Annotated in this window: 17 protein-coding genes; 12 read left to right on the top strand and 5 right to left on the bottom strand. The window is 69.2% G+C overall.

What is annotated here, in order from left to right:
* From K0M70_RS14930 to K0M70_RS14895, 8 genes are all read left to right on the top strand, one after another.
* Positions 1-1,200 (top strand): histidine kinase (locus tag K0M70_RS14930; protein ID WP_343211223.1); only part of this gene is annotated, 1,200 nt, incomplete at its 5' end.
* Entirely contained in the window at positions 1,197-1,955 is a 759-nt protein-coding gene (locus K0M70_RS14925; RefSeq protein WP_290783283.1) for a LytTR family DNA-binding domain-containing protein, read from the top strand. The genes K0M70_RS14930 and K0M70_RS14925, both read left to right, overlap by 4 nt.
* A 102-nt stretch (positions 1,956-2,057) precedes the next feature.
* Positions 2,058-2,834 (top strand): molybdate ABC transporter substrate-binding protein, encoded by a 777-nt coding sequence (modA, locus tag K0M70_RS14920; RefSeq protein ID WP_290783281.1) that lies wholly within the window; start codon positions 2,058-2,060, stop codon positions 2,832-2,834.
* A gap of 2 nt (positions 2,835-2,836) precedes the next feature.
* Positions 2,837-3,526 carry a molybdate ABC transporter permease subunit gene (gene modB, locus K0M70_RS14915; protein WP_290783279.1) on the top strand — a complete coding sequence of 230 codons (690 nt, stop codon included), beginning with the start codon at positions 2,837-2,839 and terminating at the stop codon, positions 3,524-3,526.
* Positions 3,527-3,626: 100 nt separating this feature from the next.
* Positions 3,627-3,947 carry a hypothetical protein gene (locus K0M70_RS14910; protein WP_290783278.1) on the top strand — a complete coding sequence of 107 codons (321 nt, stop codon included), beginning with the start codon at positions 3,627-3,629 and terminating at the stop codon, positions 3,945-3,947.
* A gap of 99 nt (positions 3,948-4,046) precedes the next feature.
* Positions 4,047-5,714, top strand: a complete 1,668-nt coding sequence (hutU, locus tag K0M70_RS14905; protein WP_290783277.1) for a urocanate hydratase — start codon at positions 4,047-4,049, stop codon at positions 5,712-5,714.
* Between the two features lie 22 nt (positions 5,715-5,736).
* On the top strand, positions 5,737-6,105 hold the full coding sequence (locus K0M70_RS14900) for a VOC family protein (protein WP_290783275.1): 369 nt from the start codon (positions 5,737-5,739) through the stop codon (positions 6,103-6,105).
* Positions 6,106-6,202: 97 nt separating this feature from the next.
* Positions 6,203-6,454: a GlsB/YeaQ/YmgE family stress response membrane protein gene (locus tag K0M70_RS14895; protein ID WP_290783273.1), complete on the top strand. Its 252-nt coding sequence runs from the start codon at positions 6,203-6,205 to the stop codon at positions 6,452-6,454.
* A 35-nt stretch (positions 6,455-6,489) separates the two neighbouring features.
* On the opposite strand, the gene K0M70_RS14890 is transcribed toward K0M70_RS14895, so the two are convergent.
* Entirely contained in the window at positions 6,490-6,711 is a 222-nt protein-coding gene (locus tag K0M70_RS14890) for an RNA-binding S4 domain-containing protein (RefSeq protein WP_290783272.1), read from the bottom strand.
* A 481-nt stretch (positions 6,712-7,192) separates the two neighbouring features.
* Between K0M70_RS14890 and K0M70_RS14885 the strand changes: the two genes are divergently transcribed.
* Positions 7,193-8,218, top strand: coding sequence for a fatty acid desaturase (locus K0M70_RS14885; protein WP_290783270.1), 1,026 nt, complete (start codon positions 7,193-7,195; stop codon positions 8,216-8,218).
* Positions 8,219-8,237: 19 nt separating this feature from the next.
* Here the strand turns inward: K0M70_RS14885 and K0M70_RS14880 are convergent, their stop codons facing one another.
* The 3 genes from K0M70_RS14880 to K0M70_RS14870 are packed head-to-tail and all read right to left on the bottom strand — an operon-like array spanning position 8,238 to position 12,025.
* Positions 8,238-9,557 (bottom strand): MFS transporter, encoded by a 1,320-nt coding sequence (locus K0M70_RS14880; RefSeq protein ID WP_290783268.1) that lies wholly within the window; start codon positions 9,555-9,557, stop codon positions 8,238-8,240.
* A 1-nt stretch (position 9,558) separates the two neighbouring features.
* Positions 9,559-10,470 carry an aldo/keto reductase gene (locus K0M70_RS14875; protein ID WP_290783266.1) on the bottom strand — a complete coding sequence of 304 codons (912 nt, stop codon included), beginning with the start codon at positions 10,468-10,470 and terminating at the stop codon, positions 9,559-9,561.
* Between the two features lie 40 nt (positions 10,471-10,510).
* Positions 10,511-12,025 (bottom strand): phospholipase, encoded by a 1,515-nt coding sequence (locus K0M70_RS14870; protein ID WP_290783265.1) that lies wholly within the window; start codon positions 12,023-12,025, stop codon positions 10,511-10,513.
* A 66-nt stretch (positions 12,026-12,091) separates the two neighbouring features.
* On the opposite strand from K0M70_RS14870, the gene K0M70_RS14865 reads away from it, so the two are divergent.
* Complete coding sequence (locus K0M70_RS14865; protein ID WP_290783262.1) at positions 12,092-13,312, top strand: HD-GYP domain-containing protein; 1,221 nt, start codon at positions 12,092-12,094, stop codon at positions 13,310-13,312.
* Between the two features lie 13 nt (positions 13,313-13,325).
* A complete protein-coding gene (locus K0M70_RS14860; RefSeq protein ID WP_290783261.1) occupies positions 13,326-14,567 on the top strand; it encodes a bifunctional diguanylate cyclase/phosphodiesterase in 1,242 nt (413 codons plus the stop codon).
* Between the two features lie 9 nt (positions 14,568-14,576).
* Here K0M70_RS14860 and K0M70_RS14855 read toward each other — a convergent pair whose 3' ends face one another.
* Positions 14,577-15,191, bottom strand: coding sequence for a response regulator (locus tag K0M70_RS14855; RefSeq protein WP_290783258.1), 615 nt, complete (start codon positions 15,189-15,191; stop codon positions 14,577-14,579).
* A 131-nt stretch (positions 15,192-15,322) separates the two neighbouring features.
* Here K0M70_RS14855 and K0M70_RS14850 point away from each other — a divergent pair, with 131 nt between their 5' ends.
* Positions 15,323-15,868, top strand: a complete 546-nt coding sequence (locus K0M70_RS14850) for a YaeQ family protein (protein WP_290783256.1) — start codon at positions 15,323-15,325, stop codon at positions 15,866-15,868.
* The last annotated feature ends 97 nt before the right edge of the window (positions 15,869-15,965 follow it).

Here is a 15,965-nt window from a genome sequence, read left to right as displayed (position 1 = left end):
ATTCGCCGAAGCCGAAACTCAAAAAGGTTCTGCGCGCTGTCAGTCGCCTCGGCGGGGGCCCCCCCCCCCCCGGGGGGGGGGGGGGGGGGGCCGCAGCGGGGAGGGCGGGGGGGGGGGGTTTTGGGGGGGGGGGGGGGGGTGGGGGGGTGGGGGGGGGGCCCCCCCCCGCGCGACGCCAGCCTGGGTTTCTTGTCGGGTGGGCATCTGTTCCTGGCGTTCCTGCTGATGGCCACCACCGGGCCAGCCCTGGCCACTCTCGTGCGGCACCGGCGCTGGCCCCTCAGGCGCGAGCGGCTGGGCGTCGTGCTCGCGGTGTTGATGGGCATGGTGGCCAGCCTGTTCGCCGACATGTGGGCGTCCAATGCCGTGGAGCAGCGCGTTGAATCGGCGCTGGTGGAGCAGGGCGTGGCCACCAGCAAGAAGCCAGACGTCGATCCGGCGGTATGGCCGCTGGCGATTGCGATCAACGCCGCCGTGCTTGCGCTGGTGTATGGCCTCTTCGGCGGCGGACTGTCCCTGCGCGCCTACTTCAGCGAAGAACGGCGCTGGAACGAGAACAGCAGGCAGAAAGAGCTCCGGGCCCTGCGTGCCCAGAAGCAGCAGTCCGACCTGCGGCTGGGCCTGCTGCAGGCCCAGGTGGAGCCACACTTCCTGTTCAACACCCTGGCCTCGGTGCGCGCACTGGTCAGCCAGGACCCCCGCCAGGCCGAAGCCACCCTGGACGCGCTGGTGGACCACCTGCGCGCCACGATTCCCAAACTGCGCGACGGGGAAGCGCTGCTGCACTCGACCCTGGGCCAACAGTTCGAAATCTGCGCCAGCTATCTGGAGCTGATGCGCCTGCGCACGGGAGGTCGGCTGAGCCATGCGGTAGAGATAGCGCCGGATCTGCGCGAGCTGGAGTTCCCGCCGCTGCTGCTGATAACGCTGGTGGAAAATGCCATCAAGCACGGCATCGAGCCCCGGCCCGGCGCCGGCCGGGTCGAAGTGCGTGCCGCGGTCCGGGGTGATCGGCTGGTGGTGAGCGTGGTGGACGATGGCGCCGGCCTGCAGCCGGGCCTGGGCAGCGGCATGGGTCTGGCCAACGTGCGCGAACAGCTGGCGCAGCGGTTCGGCGACCAGGCCACGCTCACGCTGCGCAACCTGGCCGGGCGCGGCGCGGTGGCCGAGATCACCCTTGCGTTGGAGCGCGGCGCATGATCCACGCCACCGCTTTGGTCGCCGAAGACGAAGCGCCGCAGCGCCGGGCCCTGCTGGCCCTGCTGGCCCAGGCGTGGCCGGGGCTGGAGGTGGTGGCGCAATGCGAGGACGGCCCCGGCGCAATGGACGCCGCGGTCCAGCTGCGGCCCGCCGTGGCCTTCCTGGACATCCGCATGCCCGGCGTCAGCGGCCTGGACGTCGCGCGTGCGGTGGTGGAAGCAGGGGGGCTGGTGGTGTTCACCACGGCCTACGACGACTACGCCATCCGCGCCTTCGATGCCGGCGCCATCGACTACCTGCTCAAGCCCGTGGCGCCCGCGCGGCTGGCGCAGGCGGTCGATCGGCTGCAGCAGCGGCTCGCGTCACCGCTGTCCAGTGATGCTTCTGCGATCAAGCTGCTCGAGGAGCGCCTGCGGCCGCAGGGCGAGCGCCAGATCCGCTGGATCACCGCCAGCGTTGGTGACGCCGTGCGCATGATCGGCATCGACGAGGTGCTTTTCTTCCAGGCCCAGGACAAGTATGTGCGCGTGGCCACGGCCGCCGGCGACGCCATCATCCGCACGCCGGTGAAGGACCTGTTGGCGGGGCTGGACCCGGACACCTTCTGGCAGGTGCATCGCGGGGTAGTGGTGCGCGTTGCCGCCATCGATCGCCTTCGCAAGGACGATCTTGGCAAGTCCAGCCTCAGCCTGCGTGGCCATGCCGAGCAGCTGCCGGTGAGCGCCGCCTTCCTGCACCGGTTCCGCGGCATGTGAAGGCGCGGTGTGGTCGGGCGCGGGCGGGGAACGGTACAGTGTGCGCAGCCCAACCCGACGTTGGCTGCCGCCAAACCCATCCCCGTATTCTGAGAGCTGCCGATGCCGAGGTGGGTGCGCAAGCTGGTGATCGTGTTGGCCGTACTGGCGCTTTCGTGCGGTGCCAGCGCCGCCGCTCCGTCCCGCATCACCGTGTTCGCGGCGGCCAGCCTGCAGGAAAGCCTGGACGACGTGGTCCAGGCGTGGCGGCTGCGCAGCGGCCAGCCCGTGGTGGTGTCGTATGCGGCCAGCTCCGCGCTGGCCAGGCAGATCGAGCAGGGCGCTCCGGCGGACGTGTTCATATCGGCCGACGGCGATTGGATGGATTACCTGGAACAGCGCGAACTGCTCGCCGCCTCCACGCGTTTCGACCTGGTGGGCAATCGCCTGGTGCTGGTGGCGCCGTCGGGGTCCGCGCAGGGCCCGCTGTCGCCACGTGCAACCGCGCAGCTGCTGGCGGCGCTGGGCGACCACGGTCGCCTGGCCGTCGCGCAGACCACGTCCGTGCCCGCCGGCCGCTACGCTCGCGCCGTGCTGCAGGCCACCGGCGGTTGGGATCGATTGCAATCGCGCCTGGCGCAGGGCGAGAGCGTGCGCGCGGCCCTGGCCTTCGTGGCCCGCGGCGAAGCGCCGCTGGGCATCGTCTACGCCACCGACGCCCGGGCCGAGCCCAAGGTGCGCGTGGTGGCCACGTTCGATGCCGCCGACCATCCCGCCATCGTCTATCCGGCCGCGGGGCTTCGGGCGGCCCCTGCCGGTCGCAGCGAAGGCTTCCTGGCGTTCCTGCGCAGCGATCAGGCGCGCGCCATCTTCGGCCGTTACGGCTTCACGACGCCCTGATCGTGTTCAACGCCGACGAGCTGGCCATCATCACCCTGAGCCTGCGCATCGCGGCGCTGGCGGTGCTGTGCGCGCTGCCGTTCGCCGTCGCCGCGGCCTACGTGCTGGCGCGCTGGCAGTTCCGCGGCAAGGTGTTGTTCGACGTGCTGGTGCACCTGCCGCTGCTGCTGCCGCCGGTGCTCACCGGCTACGTGCTGCTGCTGGTGCTGGGCCGCCAGGGGCTGGTGGGCCAGCCGCTGGAGCAGTGGTTTGGCATCAGCTTCGCGTTCCGCTGGACCGGCGCGGTGATCGCGGCCGCGGTGATGGCCTTCCCGCTTTTCGTGCGCGCCATCCGCCTGTCCATCGAAGCCATCCCGGTGGAGATAGACGAGATGGCCGCCAGCCTGGGCGCGCGGCCCTGGGCGAAGTTCTGGCAGGTGCTGCTGCCCCTGAGCCTGCCCGGGGTCGCGGCCGGCATGGCCCTGGCCTTCGCCAAGGCCCTGGGGGAGTTCGGCGCCACCATCACCTTCGTTTCCAACATCCCGGGCGAAAGCCAGACGCTCTCCCTGGCGATGTACAGCCTGCTGCAGGTGCCCGGCAGCGAGGGTGGCATCGGCCGGCTGGCGATCATTTCGGTGCTGCTGGCCGTTGGCGCGCTGTTGGCGTCGGAGTGGCTGGTGCGCAGATCGGCCTATCGGCGCAGCACTGAATAGCGGCCGCCGGCAGCCTGAACGAAGTCCAGTCACCTGCCGTCAACTTTCGCGGCCGGGGACGGCGCTAGACTCACACCACGCCCGCCCCCTGGAGTCCGCCGTGAAGAAGATCGCCATCGCCCTTGCCCTGGGCCTGTTCGCCGCCCACGCCCACGCCCAGGCGGACGCCGCAGCTACCGAGGCCGCGCCCGCCGCGGCCGAAACCACCGTGATCACTCCCGACGCAACAGCCACGCAGGCGCGCGACACCGGCTGCGTTCGCGCGACCGGCACCCGCATCGACAAACGCGACAAGAACGGCTGCACCGGCGCCCCGGGCGAGTCCTACAGCCGTGAGGACATCGACCGTACGGGCGCCGTCGACACCGCGGACGCCCTCCGAAAGCTCAGCCCGCGCGCCACGGTCCGCCGCGGCGGCTGAGGGGTCGCTGCCATCCGGCCACCGCCGCCTCCGGGCGGCGGTGTCGTTTCGGGCGGCGCCGAAAACCTATAATCGGGCGTCCCAGCCAGGAGGCGCCCCATGTCCGCCAGCCGCCACGATCCGTCCCGCACCGTCCGTGCGCCGCGCGGCAAGCAGCTCAGCTGCCGCAGCTGGCTGACCGAAGCGGCCTACCGCATGCTGCAGAACAACCTCGACCCCGACGTGGCCGAGAACCCGGCCGACCTGGTGGTGTACGGCGGCATCGGCCGCGCCGCGCGCGACTGGGACTGCTACGACGCCATCCTGAAGTCCCTGCGCGAACTGGGCGACGACGAGACGCTGCTGGTGCAGAGCGGCAAGCCGGTCGGCATCTTCCCCAGCCACGCCGACGCGCCGCGCGTGCTGATCGCCAACTCCAACCTGGTGCCGCACTGGGCCACGTGGGAACACTTCCACGAGCTCGATCGCAAGGGCCTGATGATGTACGGCCAGATGACCGCAGGCAGCTGGATCTACATCGGCAGCCAGGGCATCGTGCAGGGCACCTACGAAACCTTCGTCGAGATGGGCCGCCAGCATTACGGCGGCAGCCTGTCCGGCCGATGGATCCTTACCGCAGGCCTGGGCGGCATGGGCGGCGCGCAGCCGCTGGCGGCGTCGCTGGCGGGCGCCTGTTCGCTCAACATCGAATGCCAGCAGAGCCGCATCGACATGCGCCTGCGCACGCGCTACGTGGACGAACAGGCGGCCGACCTCGACGACGCGCTGGCACGCATCGCCAAGTACTGCGCGGCCGGCGAAGCCAAGTCCATCGCGCTGCTGGGCAATGCCGCTGAAATCCTGCCCGAGCTGGTGCGCCGCGACGTGCGCCCCGACGCCGTCACCGACCAGACCAGCGCCCACGACCCGCTGCACGGCTACCTGCCGGCCGGCTGGACGCTGGAGGAGTGGTTCAGCGCGCAGAAGAACGACCCGGAACGCGTGGTCAATGCCGCCAAGCATTCCATGCGCACCCACGTGGAGGCGATGCTGAACTTCGAAGACATGGGTGTGCCAACCTTCGACTACGGCAACAACATCCGGCAGATGGCCTTCGACGTGGGCTGCAAGGACGCGTTCGACTTCCCGGGCTTCGTGCCGGCCTACGTGCGGCCGCTGTTCTGCCGCGGCATCGGCCCGTTCCGCTGGGTGGCGCTGAGCGGCGACCCGGAAGACATCTACAAGACCGACGCCAAGGTGAAGGAGCTCATTCCCGACAACCCGCACCTGCACCGCTGGCTGGACATGGCGCGCGAGCGCATCGAGTTCCAGGGCCTGCCGGCGCGCATCTGCTGGGTCGGCCTGGGCGACCGCCACCGCCTGGCGCTGGCGTTCAATGAAATGGTGCGCAGCGGTGAAGTGAGCGCGCCGATCGTGATCGGCCGCGACCATCTTGATTCCGGCTCCGTCGCCAGCCCGAACCGCGAAACCGAAGCGATGCTCGACGGCAGCGACGCGGTGTCGGACTGGCCGCTGCTCAACGCCATGCTCAACGTGGCGGGCGGCGCCACCTGGGTCAGCCTGCACCACGGCGGCGGCGTCGGCATGGGCTACAGCCAGCACAGCGGCGTGGTGATCGTGGCCGACGGCAGCGAGGCCGCCGACAGGCGCCTGGCGCGCGTATTGTGGAACGACCCCGGCACCGGCGTGATGCGCCACGCCGACGCCGGTTACGAGATCGCCAAGGCCTGCGCGCGTGAGCAGGGCCTCAAGCGGCCCATGCCCTGAATGAATCCCACGGAGAAATGACATGATCGGTTACGTCACGCTTGGCACGAATGACCTCCCGCGCATCGCGGCCTTTTACGACGCGCTGCTCGGCGAGCTGGGCGCCAAGCGCCTGATGGAAATGCCGCACGTCATCCTCTGGGGCCTGCCGGGCCAGCCGATGCTTGGCGTGATCCGCCCGCACAACGGACAGCCCGCCACGGTGGGCAACGGCACCATGGTGTCGCTGTCGGCGGGCAGCCGCGAAGCCGTGGACGAGATGCATGCGCGCGCCCTGTCGCTGGGCGCCACCGACGAAGGTGCGCCGGGCGAACGCTTCAAGGGCTTCTACGCCGGCTACTGGCGCGACATCGACGGCAACAAGCTCAACTTCTTCCACATGGGCGCCTGAGCGCCTGTCGCCCCGGGTGCCGCCGCAGGCGCGCGGGTCCCCCTGCGTGCCCAGTGTTAGGCTTTGGGCACCATCCACGCACCGGGAGCCACGCGCCATGCTCAGCATCCTCTGGACCATCCTGATCGGCTTCGTCATCGGCCTGGTGGCGCGCGCGATCAAGCCCGGCGACGACAAGCTCAGCCTGCTGTGGACGATGCTGCTGGGCGTGGGCGGTTCACTGCTGGCCAAATACGCTGGCCAGGGACTGGGCTGGTACCAGGAAGGCGAGCCCGCGGGCTTCATCGCTTCGGTGGTGTTCGCCATCGTGCTGCTGGCGATCTACGTCGCGGTGCGCAAGAAGAAGTAATGGCGTCGCCCGAAGGCAAGGGCGGGCCCCCGGACTCAGCCGGCGGCCACCACCTGGATTTCCACGTCATCCAGGCGCACCACTTGGCCAACCCGGATCTTGGCCGTTTTGCGCAGTTCGGTTTCGCCGTCCACGATGACCTCACCCGTGGCGACGATGGCCTTGCCCATGCCGCCGCTGTCGCACAGGCCCACCAGTTTCAGGAGTTGGTTGAGCTCGACGTACTCGCGGTCTAGTTCGAAACGGATCGTGGGCATGGCGTCGGCGCGGGGCAGGGTGGGTCGCCATTGTGGTGCGGATGGCCGCGCCCGGGAAGCGGGCAAAAAAATGGCAGGGCCGCCTGTCCCGAAAACAGTCGATTGCCCTGCCCAAGGTCGTCAACGCCAGGGGGCGATTGACCGTAAGTGGCGCCCGGAACAGCCGACGAGGACTGCGTTTCCGGGGCGTGCAGTGAATGGACCATCCGGCCGGGGGCTTGCGCAAGCGCGGGTTGTCGCGCACGGCCTGGTTGGCGGCCTTGCCCTGCTTAAACTCACTAACAGGCCGCCTTCGGGCGCTAGTTTACCGGGGGTTGTCGGCCGTTCATGTAGCGAATCAGTACAAGAAATGCCCAGCAAGGCTTACCTGGTGCTTTTCCGCTAACACCGCGGTCTCCGGTGCTGATTTGCAAGCAAGCGCTTGAATTTGCCGGGAACCCCGCCGACACCGGACAATGGGGCATCAACCAGGAGCGTCCACTTGAGCACCGTCGAACCATCCGCGTCCCCTTCCATCAACCTTCGCCAGCTGTGCGCGCGCTTCGCGCACCCGCACCTTGGCAAGGCCGTCTGGCAGCTGATCAACACGCTGCCGCTGTTCGCGGCCATCTGGGCCCTGATGGCCTGGAGCATCCACGCGCAGTGGAACTACCTGTGGACCCTGCTGCTGGCGCTGCCCGCGGCCGGCCTGTACGTGCGCACCTTCATCATCCAGCACGACTGCGGCCACGGCAGCTACTTCGCCAGCGCCAAGGCCAACAACATCGTTGGCGGCGTGCTGGGCCTGGTCACGCTTTTCCCTTACGGCTACTGGAAGAAAACCCACGCTGTGCACCACGGCACGTCGGGCAACCTTGACCGCCGCGAGATGGGCGACATCGAAACCCTGACCGTAGCCGAGTACAACGCGCTGTCGCCCTTCAGGCGCTTCTGCTACCGCTTCTATCGCAGCACGCCGGTGCTGCTGGGCATCGGCCCGGCCTACCAGTTCGTCATCAAGCACCGCTTCCCGTTCGACCTGCCGTTCTCGTGGAAGAAGGAGTGGGCCAGCGTGCTGGTCAACAACCTGATGCTGCTGGTGGTGGGTGGCCTGATGGCCTGGGCCATCGGCTGGAAGACGGTGCTGATGGTTCACCTGCCGATCGTGCTGATCGCAGGCGCGCTGGGCGTGTGGCTGTTCTACGTGCAGCACACGTTCGAAAACGCCTACTGGACCCGCGGCAAGGACTGGGATTCGAACGAGGCGGCCATCAACGGCAGCTCGTTCTTCGACCTGCCGCGCGTGCTGCACTGGTTCACCGGCAACATCGGTTACCACCACATCCACCACCTGGCCAGCCGCATTCCCAATTACCGCCTGCGTGAAGCCTTCCTGTCGCATCCGGCGCTGCAGGCCGGCCCGCGGCTGACCATCTGGACCAGCTTCAAGTCCGCGCGGCTCAAGCTGTGGGACGAAGAGCTCAATCGCATGGTGGGCTTCCCGAAGCGCCGGCGCGCCAGCGCCTGACGTTTCCTGCCTCCCGCGTTCAGGCGGGGGGCGGGTCCGAAGCCGGAGTGGCCGCCCTCGAGGCGGCCATTTTGTTTTGCCGGCGGGCCAGCGAAATGCCCGTCCACGCCCAAAGCAGCGCCAGCCCCGCGCCCACCACGTAGACCACCGCCGGGTTGGACGCGATGGCGTCGATGCCGGCCTTGACCCAGCCGCTCACCGCATCGGCGCCGCGATAAACGGCGGTGTCCATGACGTTCTTGGCCTTGTACTTGGCTTCGGGCGCGACCACGGTGAACAGCATCTCGCGGCCTGGCCGCGCCAGCGCGTACTCACCCGCGCGGCGCGTAACCATCACCAGTGCGAACACCGCGAAGGTGGGCGCCAGCGCCAGCCAAAGGAAACCCAGCGCCATCACCAGCGGCACCGTGGCCAGCAGCACCGCCAGGCCCAGCCGCCGCACGATGCGCCCGGTGAAGAACAGCTGCGTCAGGATCGCCAGCGCCTGCACGATGAAATCCAGCGTCGCGAACACGCGCGTCTGGTCGCTGCGCTCGGGGTAGTGCAGCTCCACCAGCCGCGCCTGCTCGAAGTACAGGAAGGTGGTGACGCTGGCCAGCAGCACCACGAACGCGGCAATGCCCAGCAGGTAGGGCGAGCGCAGCACCGTGCCGATGCCGGCGAAGGGATTGCCGCCGAGCGGGGAGCGGCGCGCAGGCTCGTCATCCGGCACGGGCGGCTGGCGGTCGCGCCAGCGCTGCAGGTACTGCGCGGCCGCCGCCGACCCCAGCAGGAAGAAGGTGGCCAGCAGCATCAGCCCGGCATGCCCGATGGCTTCCACCAGGGCGATGCCCAGCAGCGGCCCGGCCAGACCGCCCGCGCTCAGGCCCGCCGCCATCAGGCCGAACAGCCGCTTGGCTTGGATGGCGGTGAACAGGTCGGCCAGCACGCTCCAGGCCACCGACACCGCCAGCAGGCTGAACACCGACAGCCAGACGTAGAAAGCGCGCGCCACCCAGGGGTCGTCGGGCTTCGCGCTGAACGACGCCGCAAAGCCCAGCAGGTTCAGCGCGAAGAAGCCGTAGGTCCAGGGCAGGATGCGACGGCGGGAAGCCTTGGCCGCGATGGCGCCGAACAGCGGGATGGCCGCCAGCGTGGCGACGAACGTGCCGGTGAACAGCCACTGCAGGTTGTTGACGCCGCCGGCGATGCCCATGGTTTCGCGCACTGGCCGCAGCATGAAGTAGCCGGCGAACAGCAGGAAGAACATCGCCATGCCCGCCGCGACGGCGGGCGCCTCCTGCGGCTCGACCCCGAGCAGGCGCGACAGCCGGCCTGGCGGCGGAAGGGTCGCCGCCACCTCAGGCGAACATCGCGGCGATTTCAGCGCGCTGCGCTGGCGTCAGGTCGGTGCCCAGGCCGGCCTTGAGCTGGTCGCTCTGGCGCTCGGGCTTGCCGGTGGCGGGGATCACCACGGTGACGGCCGGATGGCTGATGACGAACTTCAGGAACATCTGCGCCCAGGAGCCCACGCCCATCTCGGCCGCCCAGCCCGGCAGCGCCTTGCCGGCGACGCGCGCGAACAGGGCGCCGTCATCGAAGGCCCGGTTCACCATCACGGCCACGCCCAGGTCGCGCGCCAGCGGCAGCAGCGCGCGGTCGGCGTTGGTGGCGCTGACCGAATAGTTGACCTGGATGAAGTCGGGTTTTTCCGCCGCCATGATGTCGGCCAGCTTCTTGTGTGCATCGTCGCGGAAGTGGGTTAGGCCGACGTAACGGGTCTTGCCCTGCGCCTTGAGTTCGCGCGCCAGCGCCAGCTGGTTGGGCCAGTCGCGCAGGTTGTGCACGGCCAGAAGCTCGACCTTGTCGGTGCGAAGGCGCTTGAGCGACCGGGCGAACTGCTCCTCCCCGGCGGCACGACTGTCGGCGGCCAGCTTGGTGGCCAGGAAGATCTGATCGCGCAGCTTGAGCTCGGCCATCAGGTCGCCCAGCACGTCTTCGGCGTTGCTGTAGTTGGGCGAGGTGTCGATGACGCTGGCGCCGCCGGCGACGAAACGTCGCAGTACGTCCTTGAGCGGCGTGCGGCCGGGCAGATCCACCTCAAAGCTGCCCGACGTACCCATGCCGATCACCGGCACGCTGGCGCCTGAGGAGGGAATGATGCGCGTGGCCAATCCGGGGCCCGGCGCGGCGGCAAACAGCGGCAGGGGCGCCAGCACCGCGGCGGCGGTGCCGATGGCGGCGGCTGAAAGGAAGGTGCGGCGACTGGTCATGGGTCATCTCCTCGCGGGTCGTTGGGCAGGCTGCAGCGGTTCAGATGGCAGGTCCGGGCTCGTCCTTGCGGAAGCTGCGCGGCGCCAGCTGCGAGGTGAAGCGGAAGACACCCTCGCGCACGATGCGGGTCAGCCGAAGGTCGATCACCGTGGTCTGGTTGGGCGCCACCAGGTCAAGCAGGCCTTCGGTGGCCGCCAGCATTTCGGCGGCCCAGTGCTCAACCCATTTGCCTTCCTGTCGCGGCATCAGGCGCAGGCCGTAAGGTGGGCGCGGGATGCGCTCGGCCCGCCGCTGCCGTCCCTGCGCGTCCACGATCGCAGGACCGCCGGTGAGCGCGGCATGGTTGAGGAAGAAGCACAGGTTGCCCGGCGCGCGCCGGTTGCCCTGGCGGTCGGTCAGGAAGCCTTCCGGCAGCTGGTTCGGGTCGGCGTTGGGGCCTGCGGTGAGCAGCAGGTTCATTTCGGGCACGCGCGTGCCGGACTCATCGAGCAGCCGGAACACCACCATCGCATGCGGGTCGTGGATGTAGACGCGGTCGGGAAGCACCGGGATCTTCTCCACCTCCACTCGGCGGCTGGTTTGCTGGTGCTGCGCGTTCTCGGCGTCGAAGGCCTGGCGGAGGGCCTCGTAACTGGCGGTGTCGGCGACCCGCAGGCAGCGCAGGATCGCGTCCACCGTGGCGTGCGGACGGCCGTCGTCGCGCACGCTGCCCATGATGCCCAGGTCGGTGCCGCTGTGCGAAGCGCCCGGGACGATCTTGAAGGCGGTGGGCGCCGAGCGCGCATCGGACACTTTCACCAGGTTGCGCAGCCGCTTGCGCGCCGACGGCAGCGGCTCACCGGCCACCTGCGACGGCTGCGCCAGCACCACGTGGCGGGCATTGAGGTTGGCCGCCGCCAGCCGCACCACGCCGTCGCCGCCGGTTTCGCCGGTGTAGGCATTGACGTGGTCGTAGAGCTTGCGATCGATGGTGTCGCCGCTCAACACGAAGGGAAAGATCGGCTTGGCGCGCGCGGTGAGCTTCAGGGCGGGGTAGTCGTTGATCCAGCGAAGGTTGAGCGAGTTCGATTCCGGGCTGGCCAGCTCCAGCCAGTCCAGGACGCCCTGCCCGGGTTCGACGCCGTTGAACCAGGCCTTCATCGCACCCAGCCGCCCCTTGCCCAGCTGGGCCAGGGCCGATCCGAAATTGGCTGGCGCCAGCATCACCAGGTGGCTCATCGGGCACGCATCCAGGGTGCCGGGCTGGACATGGAAGCGGTCCAGCCACTCGCGCACCACCGGGCCACCGGTGCTGTGGGTCACGCAGGCGAAACGGCGCCCGGCGCCGGCCCCCGCCAGCACCTGGGCGATCGCACGGTCGAAGGCGCGCGCCACGTCCTCCAGCCGCACTTCGTCCCGGAAACTGACGTACTGGCCCAGGTGGACATGCGCCACGTCCAGTCCGGGACCGCCGCTGCGCGCGGCTTCCGCCCTCAGCCGCGCGGGCAGTTCGCCGTAGGTGCTGGTGCTGGTGACGCTCCAGCCGTGGACGAAAACCAAAAGCGGCTTGGACATGGCGCTCCGTGAAGGCTTCCGGGGGGCGTCCCCATGCTAACTTAGGCGTTGTAACAGGGGGTAGGCATGGCGCTTGAGGAAAGGCGGATCCTGGTGGGTCTGCTGCAGAAGGGAATGTTCGTCAGTCGCCTTGATCGCGACTGGATCGGCACGCCTTTCCCTTTCCAGGGCTTCCACGTCGAGTCCGACCAGGACATCGAGATGCTGGGTAATTTCTGCACCAGTGTTTTCGTCGACGTGGTCAAGGGCGTGGCGCCATCCGAAGCGCTGTTGACGCTGGAGCGATCGACGTCGCCGGTGTTCCCACCCCGCGTCGCCGACTACGTCAACACCGTGCCGCTGCAGGAAGAAACGCCGCGGGCGCGCAAGGCCCACGCCATCCTGCACCACCTTGCCGCCACGCTTGAGGAAGACGTGCGTGCCGGCCGGCGGGTTTCCTCGGAAAGCGTGCGCTCGGCGGTCGAACCCATGGTGGACAGCCTGCTGCGCAACGCCGATTCGTTGTTCTGGCTGATCAGCATGATGCGCAGGGACGACTATGCCTACCTGCACGCGGTCAACTGCAGCGCCCTGGCGGCCGCCTTCGGCCGCCACCTGGCCTTGCCCAAGGACGTGCTGGTGGAGTTGGCCACGGGCGGGTTCCTGCTCGACATCGGCATGACCGTACTGCCTCGCGTGCTGGTGGACCCGTCCGCAAACCGTTCTGCCGATGACAACCTGCGCATGCGCGACCACGTCGCCGCGGGCCTGGACGTGCTGGAGAAAGCCGGCATCGACGGCACCTGGACCCGGGACATGCTTGCCCACCACCACGAGCGCCACGACGGCAGCGGCTACCCGGCGGGCCTGGCAGGCGCGGCGATTCCCCTGGCGGGCCGCATCGCCGGCATCATCGACATCTACGACGACCTGATCAGCGACAAGCCCACCTGCCGGGGCGATTCCCAGCACGGCGCACTGCAGGCGATTTACCGTGGCTCCGACAGCCTGTTCCAGGGCGAAGTGGTGGAGCAGTTCCTGCAGTGCCTGAGCGTGTACCCGACCGGATCCCTGGTGGAGCTCAACAGTGGCGAAGTCGCGATCGTGATGGCCCAGAACCAGGCGCGCCGGCTTCAGCCGCGCGTGATGGTGCTGCTGGACGCCGAAAAGCGGCCCTACCGTCCGTATCACGACGTGGATCTGATGGCGCTGCGCCCGCGCGTCGACGGTGGTGCCCCGACCCGCATCATCCATTCGCTCGAACGCGGCACCTACGGCCTGGACCCGGCCGAGCTGTACCTGGCCTAGGGCGCGTCGTCGCATGATGCGTGGAACCAAGCTTTTCGACCTGATGCAGCCCCATGTGGATGCCAGCCTGGCCGAGCAACGCTCGCTGGGCGTGCTGATGCTCGGGGTGCAGGGCCTGCGCCAGTTCAACATCCAGCACGGCTATGAAAGCGGCGAGCGACTGGTGGCGAAGGTGCGTGCGCTGGCAGCCGAGGCGCTGAGGCCGGGCGACGTGGTGACCCAGGTGGGGCCGGGCGACTTCATCGTGCTGCTGGCGGGCATACGCGACGGCAACCACGCGCTGCTGGCGGCGTCGCGCGTGCTGCGCCAGTTCGAACAGACCCTGGACGTCAACGGCCAGCCGGTGCTGGCGTCGGTGGCCATCGGCGTGGCGGTGTGCCCGGAACACGGCGCCACGCCCGACGCGCTGTGCCGCCAGGCCGAAGCGGCGCTGGTGGATGCGCGCACGTCGGCCGACCGCATGGCCATCAGCCCGGCACCGCTGGTGTCGGCTGCCATCGAGCCGGCGGAGCTGCGCGAAGCCATTGCGTCGGGCCAGTTGGAAATGCAGCTTCAGCCGATCTGGGACCTGAAGGCGGGCCGCATCTGCGGCGCCGAATCGCTGGCGCGCTGGCAGCACCCGGTGCGTGGTGCGATCAGCCCGTCGGTGTTCGTGGCCATGGCCGAATCAAGCGGCATGATCGCCGAGTTCACCCGCTGGAGCATCAACGCCAGCCTGCAGCATGCGGCGGAGGCTGGACGGCGCGGTCTGGATATTCCGGTGTCGATCAACCTTTCGGCCGCCGCCATCGCCGAGCGCGGCGTGGTCGAACACCTGGTGGGTGCGCTGCGCCTTTGGGGCGTGCGGCCCGAAGCCGTGGTGATCGAAGTCACGGAGACGTCCATCATCGCCGACTTCGAGAAGGGCGCCGACATCCTGGGTCGGCTGAACGGCGAAGGCGTGCTGATCTCGATCGACGACTTCGGCGTGGGCAATGCGTCGTTCGCCTACCTGCGGCAGTTCCCGGCGACCGAACTCAAGATCGACCGCTCCTTCATCACCGGCATGTTGGGCAACCTGCGGTCCATGCAGCTGGTGAAGGCGATGATCGACTTCGCGCACCACATCGGCCTGCGCGTGGTGGCCGAGGGCGTGGAGGACAGGCCGACGCTGCAGCGGTTGGTGGAGCTGGGCTGCGACCATGCCCAAGGGTGGATCATTGGCCACCCCAAGCCCGCGGCGGAGTTCTTCGACTCGCTGCGCGTGGTGGCCTGACGCCCTGGCTCAGGCCGGTTCGGCGCCCTCGTCGGCGTCGATGGCCGCGGGAGGCGCGGCCACCAGGCGGCGCGGCACCAGCTCGGCGTCCAGCAGTCGCTCGACGCGCGCGAACACTTCGGCGCGGGCGAACGGTTTCTTCATGAAGTCGTCGGCGCCGATGCGGTGCACGTAGAACTGTTCGGTGGCCTGTTCATTGCCGCTGATCATGATCACCGGGACGTCGCGCGTCAGCGGGTCGCGCCGCAGCTGGCGCAGTGCGGCAAAGCCGTCCATGCCCGGAAGCACGATGTCCAGGAAGATCAGCTCGGGCGCCTGCGTGCGGGCGATCTCCAGGCCTTTCTCGGCGTCCTCGGCCTCCAGCACCTCGTAGCCGTTCTGGCGCAGCATGCGCGAGAGCAGGGCGACGATGGTGGCCGAGTCGTCGATCACCAGCATGCGGGTGCCCGCGCGCGCGTTGAGGCGGAGCTTTTCGCGCCGCTCCGGGCCCGACGGGCCGGGCTCGGGCGACGGGGGCGCGGGGCTGCCGTCCGCGGGGGGCGGTGCGGTGGGCCTGGAAACGGCCTTCGGCACGGGCTTGCTGCCCCAGCCGAACAGCCGCTTGATGCGCTCGTAAACGTCCAATGTCCTGCTCCCCTGAGTCCGCTAGCGCGTAGTGTCCATGTCGGGCCGGCGGCTGGCAATGCGCGTCGGGCTGGACATCGCCGGCTGCGGCGCGCAGTCTGCCGGCCCACCCTTCCCGCAAGGCACGGTCCGTGGCTCCCAAATCCACCGTCTACAAGGCCCAGCTCCAGGTCAGCGACATGGACCGCCAGCACTACGGCAGCCATGAACTGGTGCTGGCCCAGCACCCGTCCGAAACCGACGAGCGCCTCATGGTGCGGCTGCTGGCGTTCGCGATGTTCGCCGACGAGCGGCTGGAGTTTGGCCGTGGGCTGAGCACCGACGACGAGCCCGACCTGTGGCGCAAGGACCTCACCGGACTGATCGAACAGTGGATCGAACTGGGCCAGCCGGACGAGTCGCGCCTGCGCAAGGCCTGCGGCCGCGCCGGCGAAGTGGTGCTGCTGACCTACGGTGGCCGCGGCGCCGACCTGTGGTGGGAAAAGAACGAAGCCGCGCTGTCGCGCTGCCGCAACCTCACCGTGTACGACGTGTCAGCGGAAGACAGCAAGGCGCTGGCGGGCCTGCTCAAGCGCGGCATGGACCTGCAGGTGCTGGTCCAGGACGGCGTGCTGCAGGTGATCGACGGCGACACCACCATCGAGGTCACGCCGCGCCTGCGCCGCGGTCCGGGCTGAGGCTCAATCCAGCGCCTTGGCCTCGGCCGTGCCCAGCGTGGTGGGGTCGGGTTTGTGCGAAGCCTGCCGCGACAGCAGCGGGTGGGCGAACACGCCG

The sequence above is a fragment of the Arenimonas sp. genome (assembly GCF_019459675.1).
Taxonomy (GTDB): Bacteria; Pseudomonadota; Gammaproteobacteria; order Xanthomonadales; family Xanthomonadaceae; genus Arenimonas.
The sequence above is the reverse complement of the archived record's forward strand: the minus strand, read 5'-3'. Positions and strand labels throughout refer to the sequence as shown.

Bases quoted from the DNA above. Each gene is read 5' to 3' on its own strand.
- modA (WP_290783281.1), top strand. From the start codon at position 2,058: ATGCCGAGGTGGGTGCGCAAGCTGGTGATCGTGTTGGCCGTACTGGCG.
- K0M70_RS14865 (WP_290783262.1), top strand. From the start codon at position 12,092: ATGGCGCTTGAGGAAAGGCGGATCCTGGTGGGTCTGCTGCAGAAGGGA.
- hutU (WP_290783277.1), top strand. From the start codon at position 4,047: ATGTCCGCCAGCCGCCACGATCCGTCCCGCACCGTCCGTGCGCCGCGC.
- K0M70_RS14860 (WP_290783261.1), top strand. From the start codon at position 13,326: ATGATGCGTGGAACCAAGCTTTTCGACCTGATGCAGCCCCATGTGGAT.
- K0M70_RS14870 (WP_290783265.1), bottom strand. From the start codon at position 12,025: ATGTCCAAGCCGCTTTTGGTTTTCGTCCACGGCTGGAGCGTCACCAGC.
- K0M70_RS14900 (WP_290783275.1), top strand. From the start codon at position 5,737: ATGATCGGTTACGTCACGCTTGGCACGAATGACCTCCCGCGCATCGCG.
- K0M70_RS14875 (WP_290783266.1), bottom strand. From the start codon at position 10,470: ATGACCAGTCGCCGCACCTTCCTTTCAGCCGCCGCCATCGGCACCGCC.
- K0M70_RS14895 (WP_290783273.1), top strand. From the start codon at position 6,203: ATGCTCAGCATCCTCTGGACCATCCTGATCGGCTTCGTCATCGGCCTG.
- K0M70_RS14925 (WP_290783283.1), top strand. From the start codon at position 1,197: ATGATCCACGCCACCGCTTTGGTCGCCGAAGACGAAGCGCCGCAGCGC.
- K0M70_RS14890 (WP_290783272.1), bottom strand. From the start codon at position 6,711: ATGCCCACGATCCGTTTCGAACTAGACCGCGAGTACGTCGAGCTCAAC.